Origin of the sequence: Nonomuraea cypriaca, assembly GCF_015645445.1 — a bacterium.
In the GTDB taxonomy this organism is placed as follows: Bacteria; Actinomycetota; Actinomycetes; order Streptosporangiales; family Streptosporangiaceae; genus Nonomuraea; species Nonomuraea cypriaca.
This window is the reverse complement of sequence record NZ_JADOGI010000337.1, coordinates 1-8,863: the sequence shown is the minus strand read 5'-3', so window position 1 is coordinate 8,863 and position 8,863 is coordinate 1. Positions and strand designations below refer to the sequence as shown.

Here is an 8,863-nt window from a genome sequence, read left to right as displayed (position 1 = left end):
TCTCCGCGCCGTACCTGCGTGACTCGCTGCTCGCCGCCGGCGCGACCGTCGAGACGCTGGAGACGGCCGGGTTCTGGTCGAACCTGCCGCGCCTCTATGACGCCGTGCGGCTGGCCCTGCTCGGCGCGCTCGGCTCGCCGCTGGTCATGTGCCACATCTCCCACGTGTACGAGACCGGCGCCTCGCTGTACTTCACCGTCGTGACGCCCCAGGAGGACGACCCCGTGGCGCAGTGGGAGCGGGCGAAGGCGGCGGTGAACGCGGCCATCGTCGAGGCGGGCGGCACCATCAGCCACCACCACGGGGTGGGACGCGAGCACCGCGAGGCCTACGCGGCCGAGCTGGGACCACTGGGCGTGGGCATCCTCCAGGCCGTCAAGGCCAGGCTCGACCCCGCCGGGATACTCAACCCCGGCGTACTCGTCGCGCGGTGACCGGGCACACTCCGCACGACTCGGTCCGGTGCGGGATTCCGCCGGCTTCCGCTTGGCTCGGTGCGGGGATTCCGCTCAGCCCGGTGCGGGGATTCCGCTGGGTCCAGTCGGTCCCGTGCGGGGATTCCGCCGGCTTCCGCTCAGTCCGGTGGGGGGATCGCGTCGGCTTCCGCGAGGGTCATCGCGGCTTCGCTGTAGCGGTGGAGGGCTTCGAGCGCGGTCGCGAGGCAGTGGAGGGAGACGACCAGCGGCGCGCCGCTCATCTCGCGGGTGAGCGCCACGGCCTCCGTGGCCAAGGGCAGCGCGTCCGTGGCCCGGCCGCGCCTCAGCAGAAGCCCGGCGGCCGTACGCAGGCAGCGCGCGAGCAGGGCGGTCGTGACCTCGCCCGGAGCCTCCTTGACCAGGACCCGGCTTCTCGCGATCGCCTCGTTCGCGCTGCCGAGCGCCGCACCGCCCCAGCGCGACCGGGCCGTCTCGGCATAAGCCAGCAGGCCCTCAATGGCCTCCACATCCGACGTGCCTTTCCTGGTCGCGTCGTCTGGGCCGTTACGCGTCATGGGAGCCTCCCCTGGCGGTCCCAACCGCTTGCTTGGGGGAGGAGGCTACACCATTGTGAACCTTCTGTGTTCCTTGGCGTACGCAGCGTTTCGGGATGCGTGAAAGGTAGATCACGGTAAAGATGTGGTCATGGTGGAAGTCGCTGCCGAACGTGGAAAGCAGCTCTCCTCGCGGGTCTCGGAGGAGGGCGCCGGGTGGGCCTGCGCGCAGATGGGTACGTTCGCGCAGCTCAGGCCAGATCGTCATGGCTTCAGCTGGCTGAATTTACGGACACTCTGGCTGTCTCGCAACGAGATCCTCGCCGGCTTGTTCGGTGATCCCTCGGGACAGGTCCGGGCGCGATGGGTGGCGGCGCAGAAATCCCGTGCCGCCGGTACCAGTGGTACCGAAAGCACCGGCAGTACTCCCAGTGCCACTGGTGCGGAGATAGATCCGGAATTCCGCATCAAACCAGCACTTGGAGAATCGTTCAGTTTTCTGCTTCTCGGCGATACCGGGGAGGGGGACGCGTCCCAGTACGCCGTTGTTCCGGGGATGTTGAAGATAGGGGAGGGTACGTCGTTCGCGTTGATCGCGAGTGATGTGATCTATCCGACGGGATCGGGCAACGAGTACGGCGACAAGTTCTTCCGTCCGTACAAGGACTATGACGCCCCGATCTACGCGATCCCCGGCAACCACGACTGGTACGACGGGCTCGGCGGCTTCATGCGGGTCTTCTGCGACGCGCCGCCGCTCAGGCCCAAGCCGGACCGGGGGCTGCGCGGGCTGCTGTGGCGCAAACCGGAGAAGATCGACGAGGCACGGCTGGCCGAGGCGCGCGCGCTCAGGGGGAAGCCGTCGCAGCAGGCGGCGCAGCCGGGGCCGTACTGGGTGATGGAGAGTGACGACCTGCTCATCGTGGGCGTGGACACCGGCATCAGGAACGTGATCGACAAGGGACAGACCGCGTGGCTGCGGCGCGTCTCGCTGGACCCGCGCCCGAAGATCCTCGTCACCGGCAAGCCCATCTACACCGCGAACGCCTACAAGCCGTCGAAACTTGAGGAAGGCGGCACGATCGACGACATCGTGCGCGACCCGGCGCACCGGTACGTCGCGGCCATCGGCGGAGACGTGCACAACTACCAGCGCTATCCGGTCAAGGTGGGTGATCGGGTGATCCAGTACATCGTGTCGGGCGGCGCCGGCGCGTTCATGCACGCCACGCACACCATCGGCCGGGTGGACGCGGCGGGCGTGGACGAGGACGACTTCAGGTGCTATCCGCTGCGCGGTGACTCGCTGTCGTTCTACAGCCAGCTCTACGCCCGCAGGCTGCGGATGAAGTGGCTCTACCTCACGCCGGACGAGGCGTTGTGCGTCATGTCGGAGCACATCAGGAACCAGCCGGTGCGGACCGTGCGCGGGCCGGTCGAGATCACTCGCAGGATGCGGTGGGCGGCGCGGCTGCTGGGGGCCTGGCCGTGGCCGTTCCGGCTGCCCGTGGACAAGGTGTTCCACCGGTACCTGTCGGAGTTGTCCGACTGGGACACGCCGCCGTTCTTCAAGCAGTTCCTGCACGTCTCGGTCACGCCGGGGGAGCTGACGCTGCGGTGCTTCGCCGCCACCGGCTGCCTGGCGCAGGAGGTCGAGCCGCCGCTCGAGGACGAGGTGCGTATCGGATTGTCGTAGCCGTTTGGCACTCTTGACCTCGTGTACGTCGTGGTCGCCGGAGAGACGGTGCTTCCTGTCGGTGGCACGGCTCGCCGGCCCGCCGACCTGGCGGGAGCCGTGCTGGAGCTCGAGGCCGAGCGGCCGCGCTGGGTCTGGGCGGACACGCGGGAGGCGTACCCGCCTCTGCTGCGCAGGGGTGTGCGGGCGGCGCGCTGCCACGACCTCGCACTCACCGAAGGTCTGCTGCTCGCCTACGAGGGCCGCTACGGCGAGCCGCGCTCGGCCAGGGCCGCCCACGCGCGGCTGCACGGGCTGCCGGTCCAGGACGACCAGCCGAGCGTGCCCGACACGCTGTTCGCGCCCGAGCCGCTGGGCGCGGAGGCGGTGGCGGAGGTGCTGGCCGACCAGCTGCGGCGGATCGCGGGCCTGCCGGAGCCCGGCAGGTTCATGCTCCTGGTCGCGGCCGAGTCCGCCGGGGCGCTGGTCGCGGCCGAGATGTCGCACGACGGCATGCCGTGGCGCAGGGACGTGCACGACGAGCTGCTGACCGAGCTGCTCGGGCCGCGTCCCGTGCACGGCATGCGACCGGCCAGGCTGCAGGCGCTGGCCGACGAGGTGTCCGCGGCGTTCGGGCATCCGGTCAATCCCGACTCGGTGCAGCAACTCGTCAAGGCGTTCAGGACGGCGGGGGTGGCGCTGAAGACCACCCGGTCCTGGGAGCTCAAGCAGATCGACCATCCTGCCGTCGCGCCGTTGCTCGCCTACAAGGAGCTGGCCAGGCTGTTCAGCTTCCACGGGTGGATCTGGGCCGACCAGTGGGTGCGGGACGGGCGGTTCCGCCCCGAATACGTGGTGGGCGGCGTCGTGTCCGGGCGGTGGGCCACCAACGGGGGCGGGGCGCTGCAGATCCCCAAGGTGATGCGGCGGGTCGTGGTGGCCGACGACGGCTGGGTGCTGGTCGTGGCCGACGCCGCGCAGCTGGAGCCGAGGGTGCTCGCGGCGATGGCCGGCGACGTGGGGCTGGCCAGGGCGGCCGGGGAGATCGACCTCTACTCCGCGCTGGCCAAGTCGTTCGGGGGCGAGCGGGACAAGGCGAAGATCGCGATGCTGTCCGCGATGTACGGCGGCACCAGCGGCGACGCGCCCAAGTTGCTGGCCGTGATGCGGCAGCGCTTTCCGCAGGCGTACCAGTTCGTGGAGGACGCCGCCAAGGCCGGCGAGGAGGGGCGGCTCGTGCGGTCCTGGCTCGGCCGCACCAGCCCGCCGCCGTCGGCCCGGTGGAAGGAGCTGGTGTCGGGGCCCGAGGGTGCCAGGGCCGCTCGGGACAGGGGGAGGTTCACGCGCAACTTCGTGGTGCAGGGCACGGCGGCGGAGTGGGCGCTGGCGTTGCTGGCGGTGCTGCGCGGGCTGCTGCCTGAGCCGGCCAGGCTGGTGTTCTTCCAGCATGACGAGGTGATGGTGCACTGCCCGCTCCGGCAGGCCGAGGAGGTGATCGCGGCGGTCGCTTCAGCGGCGACCGAGGCCAGCCGGCTGCTCTTCGGGCGGACGCCGGTCCGCTTCCCGATGGAGGCCGTGGCGGTCACCTCCTACGCCGACGCCAAGTGAGCACGCACGCCAAGTGAGCGCCGACGCCAGGTGAGCGCGGCACGCGCCGGTCCGAGCCGCCCGTGGTGGCGTGCCGGTGGGGCGGGGTGTGGTGGTCCGGAGGGCCGTGTGGTGGTCAGGGTTGGGTGCGGTGCCGGACGGTGACGAGCCAGAGGCCGGTGACGGTGACCATGAGGCCGACGACCAGGCCGAGCATGCCGTACCCGAGCCAGCCCACGATCGCGCCTGCCACGATCGTGCCCGTGGCGCCGCAGACGTTCATCAGCAGGTCGGACAGGCCCTGTACGGACGGGCGGCGGTCGATCGGGACCGACTCCGTGACCAGGGCCGAGCCGGCCACCAGGCCGCACGACCAGCCAAGCCCGAGCAGCGTCAGCGCCGCCGTCACCTGCCACACCCGGTGCCCCGCCGTGCCGGCCAGCGTGGCGGCGGCCAGCAGCAGCGCCATCCCGAGCACCAGCACAGGCACCTTGCCCGCCCGGTCGGCCAGCCAGCCCACGACCGGGGAGAGCACGTACATCCCCGCGATGTGCAGGCTGATCACGATGCCGATGACGTCCAGGTTCGCTCCGTCGTGGTGCAGCTTGACCGGGGTCATCGACATGACGGACACCATGGCCGTGTGGCTGACCGCGATCATGACGAGCGCCCGGCGGGCCATCGGGGTGTCGCGCAGCGTCTGCCAGGCGATCCTGATCGTCCGGTCGCGGCCGGGGCCGGGGTGATGGGTGCCGTTCAGGTCGCGGGCCAGCGTGAGCGGGTCGGGGCGCAGGAAGCCGAGGATGACGACCAGCGCCAGGGCGAACGCCAGCGCCGCGAAAGCGAACGGCCCCGCCTTCTCCACCAGGCCGAGCCGCATGCCGATCTGGTCGGCCGGTTTGGCCAGGTTCGGGCCGGCGACCGAGCCGATCGTGGAGGCCCAGACGACCAGCGACAGGTGCCTGGCCGAGCGGCCCTTCGGCGACAGGTCGGTGGCGGCGTACCGGGCGGCCAGGCCGCCCGCGCTCCCGCCGCCGACGAGCACCAGTCCGGCGAGCAGCAGCGGCCACGTGCCGAGGTTGATCGCGACCACCGAGATGGCGCACCCGGCCAGCGCGGCCACGTAGGCGAGCGTCAGGCCGGCGCGGCGGCCGCCCCTGCCCGACGCCTTGGCCGTCGGTAACGCCAGCAGCGCGGCGCCGAGAACGGTGGCCGTCCCGGCGAAGCCGCTGATCACCGTGGAGCCCGACAGCTCGTCGACGACCACCGAGCTGAGCGCCAGCCCGACGGCGACGCCCACGCCGCCCACGATCTGTGCCGCGGACAGCACACCCAGGGTGCGGCGTTGGACGCGCCGAATACGGTCAGAAGATGAGATAGGGGGCTTTGTGGGGGTGCTGGTCACTTGTGAAGTCTCGCATAGCCCCCAACATCACCCCAAAGGGGACAGCCACTCTATTTTCATTTCGAATGCTATTTTTTCGCGATATTTCAGAGAATGGCGACTGAATCGCCCTGGGCTATGCGGCCGGGCGCGTCCGGGATCAGGTTGATGCCGAACCATACCTTCCGGTCCCACTTGCGATGCCTGGCCAGCGTACGGAGTGGTTCCTTGCCCTTGGTGTACGTCGCGAGGTCGATCGTGGTCAGCGTGCACCGGTCGCATCCCTTGGTCACGCGGAAGTCGACGTCGCCGATGCGTACGCGCTTCCACTCGTCCTCCGCGAACGGCGTGTCCACGCCCTCGATCACCACGTTCGGCCGGAACCTGGTCATCGGCAGCGGCTCGGGCACCTCCTCGCCGAGCTCCAGGGCGGTCTCCGCGATCCAGTCGTCGAGCCGGGCGAGCGAGGCGGCCGACGTGAGCAGGAGGGGATAGCCGTCGGCCAGGCTCACCCGGTCCCCGGGCCGCCCGTACGCCGGGTCGACCGGGCGCCGAGTCGGGTCGTCGAGCCAGACGAGTCTGGCGGGCCGGCCCGCCAGCGCCGACAGCCAGCGCGCCGCGTCGTCGCCGCAGTCGGTCAGCTCCACCGGAGTGCCCCACACGTCGACCGTCGACCTCGTGGCGGACGGGGTGACCCGCAGCGGCTCGGCGTGCGGCCCGGTCAGCGTGAGCGTGTCGCCGTCGAGCCGGGCGACGCAGGCCAGCAGCCGCGGCTCCTCGCGAGCGGTCAAGATCTTGCCGCTCTCGCCGGTGATGAGGTAGCGCCGGTCGCCGGCCAGGCCCCAGGGCTGCACCTCGGCCTCGGCTGCCGCGTGGCCGGCGGTGGACTTGACGGGGTAAAAGTGGATGCTCCCCAGCTTCATACCGCTGAACGTATCTCACCGCCGCCCGCCGTCTCCTGCGCGTCTTCCCGGGCCGCGAGGTCCCGGCGGTGCAGGCCCGCGCCCAGCGCCACGGTGGCGAGCGACACCACGCCGATCGCGGCGCCGATCCAGGCCACGGACGGGTAGCCGAGGCCCGCGTCGATGGCCAGCCCGCCCAGCCAGGGACCGGCGGTGATGCCGACGTTGAACGCGGAGACGTTGCCCGCGGCGGCGAGCGTGGGGGCGTCCTTGGCCAGCGCGAAGGCCCGGGTGTTCAGCGCCGGGTTGGTGACGAAGCCGAACGCGCCGAGCAGGAAGACCAGCGCTATGGCCACCGCGGGGACGGACGCGCCCATGGACAGCGCCACGGAGGTGACGACCAGGCCGGCGACGCCGGCGTACAGGGTGGGGAAGGGGCGCGCGTCTGCCGTCCTGCCGCCGATCGTGATGCCGATCAGCGAGCCGGCCCCGTACAGCGCCAGCACGGCGGGGACCCAGGCGGAGTCCAGGCCCGTGGTGTCGACGAGCAGCACGCTCAGGTAACCGAAGGTGGCAAGCAGCGCGCCGGTGGTCAGCGCGGTGGTGCCGTACGCGAGCCAGAGCCTGGGATTGATCATGGAGCGCAGCTCGGCGGACACGCGCGGCAGCGCCTCGGTCGCCGGCCGGCCGCCGGGGATGGTGGCCACCAGGCCGATCGCCGTCAGCACCGTCATGCCGGCGACCGTCCAGAACGCCGCCCGCCAGCCCAGGTGCTGGCCGATGACCGTGCCGGCGGACAGGCCGATGACGGTGGCGACCGTCAGCCCGCCCGCCAGGACGCTCATCGCCCGGCCACGGGAGGCGACCGGCACCAGGCCGATCACGGTGCCGGCCGCCACGGCCCAGAAGCCGGCGTACACGAACGCGCCGGCCACCCTGGTGGCGAACAACATGCCGTAGCTGGAGGTCAGCGCGCCAACGACGTGCGACAGGACGAAGACCGCCATGAACGTCAGCAATGCCGTACGCCGTGGCCAGCGCAGCGTGACCACGGCCAGCACCGGCGCGCCCACGAGCATCCCGATCGCGAACGCCGAGATCAGCAGCCCCACCTCGGGCACGGACACCTGAAGATCCGCCGCCATCTCGGGCAGCAGTCCGGCCAGCATGAGCTCGGAAGTGCCCTGCGCGAAGATCGACAGGCCAAGGATGTAGACCGCCAAAGGCATGGCGACCCCTTTCCAGTGAATTTTAGATTGATCAGTTCAAAAAAAGCGCGCGAAAAAAGTCAGAAGACGCTCAGCGCGGTGTTCGCGATGGCTTCGAGCGCCGCCCGGTCGGCCCCGCCGCAGGCGGCCACGCGCATGCCGCTGACCGTGGCGAAGACGAAGTACGCCAGGGCGAGCGGGTCCTTGTCGCGGTCGATCTCGCCCCGGCTGATGGCGATCTCGAGCGCGGACCGCACGAGCCGCCGCTGGTCGGCGTTGTGACGCTCCAGCAGCGCCGCGATCTCCGGGTCGTGCGGGCCCAGCTCGATCAGCGAGTTGACCACCAGGCAGCCGGGCGGCTCGCCGGGCTCGGGCTCGACCGCCCATCGCAGAACGGTCCGCACCTTCTCCTTGACGGGCAGGCCGGCGTCCATCAGTTCGGTCAACGTGGCGATCCTGCTGTCCATGTAGTGGCGCAGCGCCTTCTCGAACAGGTCGTGCTTGCTGGCGAACGTGTTGTAGATGCTGCTGCGCCCGAGCCCGGTGGCCGCGCACAGGTCCTGCGTCGAGGTGCCCTCGTAGCCCGCCTCCCAGAACGCGCGCATGGCCGACTCAACCGCCCTACCCTCCTCGAACGTCCTCGGCCGCGCCATGCGCAGCACGTTAGCACTTTTTGGAACGCTTGGTGCAAAACAAGGAAGCCCGCTTTCCCCGAATGGGCGGGTCTTCGGGGCTCGATCTACGGGCGGACCGGGACGAACCCTGAATGTGACAGGAGCTTGCTCCTGCCGCATTCAGCGGAGGAGCTCGCTCCTCCGCAACGGCGAAGCCCCCGGTGTTTTTGGCGTTTGATCTTGATGGGGGTGGGGGGCTCGCCCCCCTGAATGTGGCTGGAGCTTGCTCCTGCCGCATTCAGCGGAGGAGCTCGCTCCTCCGCAACGGCGAAGCCCCCGGTGTTTTTGGCGTTTGATCTTGATGGGGGTGGGGGGCTCGCCCCCCTGAATGTGGCTGGAGCTTGCTCCTGCCGCATTCAGCGGAGGAGCTCGCTCCTCCGCAACGGCGAAGCCCCCGGTGTTTTTGGCGTTTGATCTTGATGGGGGTGGGGGGCTCGCCCCCCTGAATGTGGCTGGAGCTTGC

8 protein-coding genes are annotated in these 8,863 nt (G+C 70.5%); 3 read left to right on the top strand and 5 right to left on the bottom strand.

Annotation, left to right across the window (positions count from 1 at the left end; all coding sequences use genetic code 11):
- The coding region (locus ITP53_RS51465) for an FAD-linked oxidase C-terminal domain-containing protein (protein WP_328818548.1) at positions 1–434 on the top strand (434 nt) is incomplete at its 5' end.
- A 140-nt stretch (positions 435–574) separates the two neighbouring features.
- Here ITP53_RS51465 and ITP53_RS51460 read toward each other — a convergent pair.
- Positions 575–991 (bottom strand): hypothetical protein, encoded by a 417-nt coding sequence (locus tag ITP53_RS51460; protein WP_195902804.1) that lies wholly within the window; start codon positions 989–991, stop codon positions 575–577.
- A 427-nt stretch (positions 992–1,418) separates the two neighbouring features.
- Between ITP53_RS51460 and ITP53_RS51455 the strand changes: the two genes are divergently transcribed.
- Both ITP53_RS51455 and ITP53_RS51450 read left to right on the top strand, forming a co-directional pair.
- Positions 1,419–2,666: a metallophosphoesterase family protein gene (locus tag ITP53_RS51455; protein ID WP_328818552.1), complete on the top strand. Its 1,248-nt coding sequence runs from the start codon at positions 1,419–1,421 to the stop codon at positions 2,664–2,666.
- Positions 2,667–2,687: 21 nt separating this feature from the next.
- Positions 2,688–4,253 carry a bifunctional 3'-5' exonuclease/DNA polymerase gene (locus tag ITP53_RS51450; RefSeq protein WP_195902802.1) on the top strand — a complete coding sequence of 522 codons (1,566 nt, stop codon included), beginning with the start codon at positions 2,688–2,690 and terminating at the stop codon, positions 4,251–4,253.
- Between the two features lie 115 nt (positions 4,254–4,368).
- On the opposite strand, the gene ITP53_RS51445 is transcribed toward ITP53_RS51450, so the two are convergent.
- The 4 genes from ITP53_RS51445 to ITP53_RS51430 all read right to left on the bottom strand — a co-directional run bounded on the left by ITP53_RS51445 (position 4,369) and on the right by ITP53_RS51430 (position 8,379).
- On the bottom strand, positions 4,369–5,562 hold the full coding sequence (locus tag ITP53_RS51445; RefSeq protein ID WP_328818546.1) for an MFS transporter: 1,194 nt from the start codon (positions 5,560–5,562) through the stop codon (positions 4,369–4,371).
- Positions 5,563–5,723: 161 nt separating this feature from the next.
- Positions 5,724–6,539, bottom strand: coding sequence for an MOSC domain-containing protein (locus ITP53_RS51440; RefSeq protein WP_195902801.1), 816 nt, complete (start codon positions 6,537–6,539; stop codon positions 5,724–5,726).
- A complete protein-coding gene (locus ITP53_RS51435) occupies positions 6,536–7,747 on the bottom strand; it encodes a Cmx/CmrA family chloramphenicol efflux MFS transporter (protein ID WP_195902800.1) in 1,212 nt (403 codons plus the stop codon). The genes ITP53_RS51440 and ITP53_RS51435 overlap by 4 nt, the downstream gene beginning before the upstream one ends.
- Before the next feature lie 59 nt (positions 7,748–7,806).
- Positions 7,807–8,379: a TetR/AcrR family transcriptional regulator gene (locus ITP53_RS51430; protein ID WP_195902799.1), complete on the bottom strand. Its 573-nt coding sequence runs from the start codon at positions 8,377–8,379 to the stop codon at positions 7,807–7,809.
- Positions 8,380–8,863 lie beyond the last annotated feature (484 nt).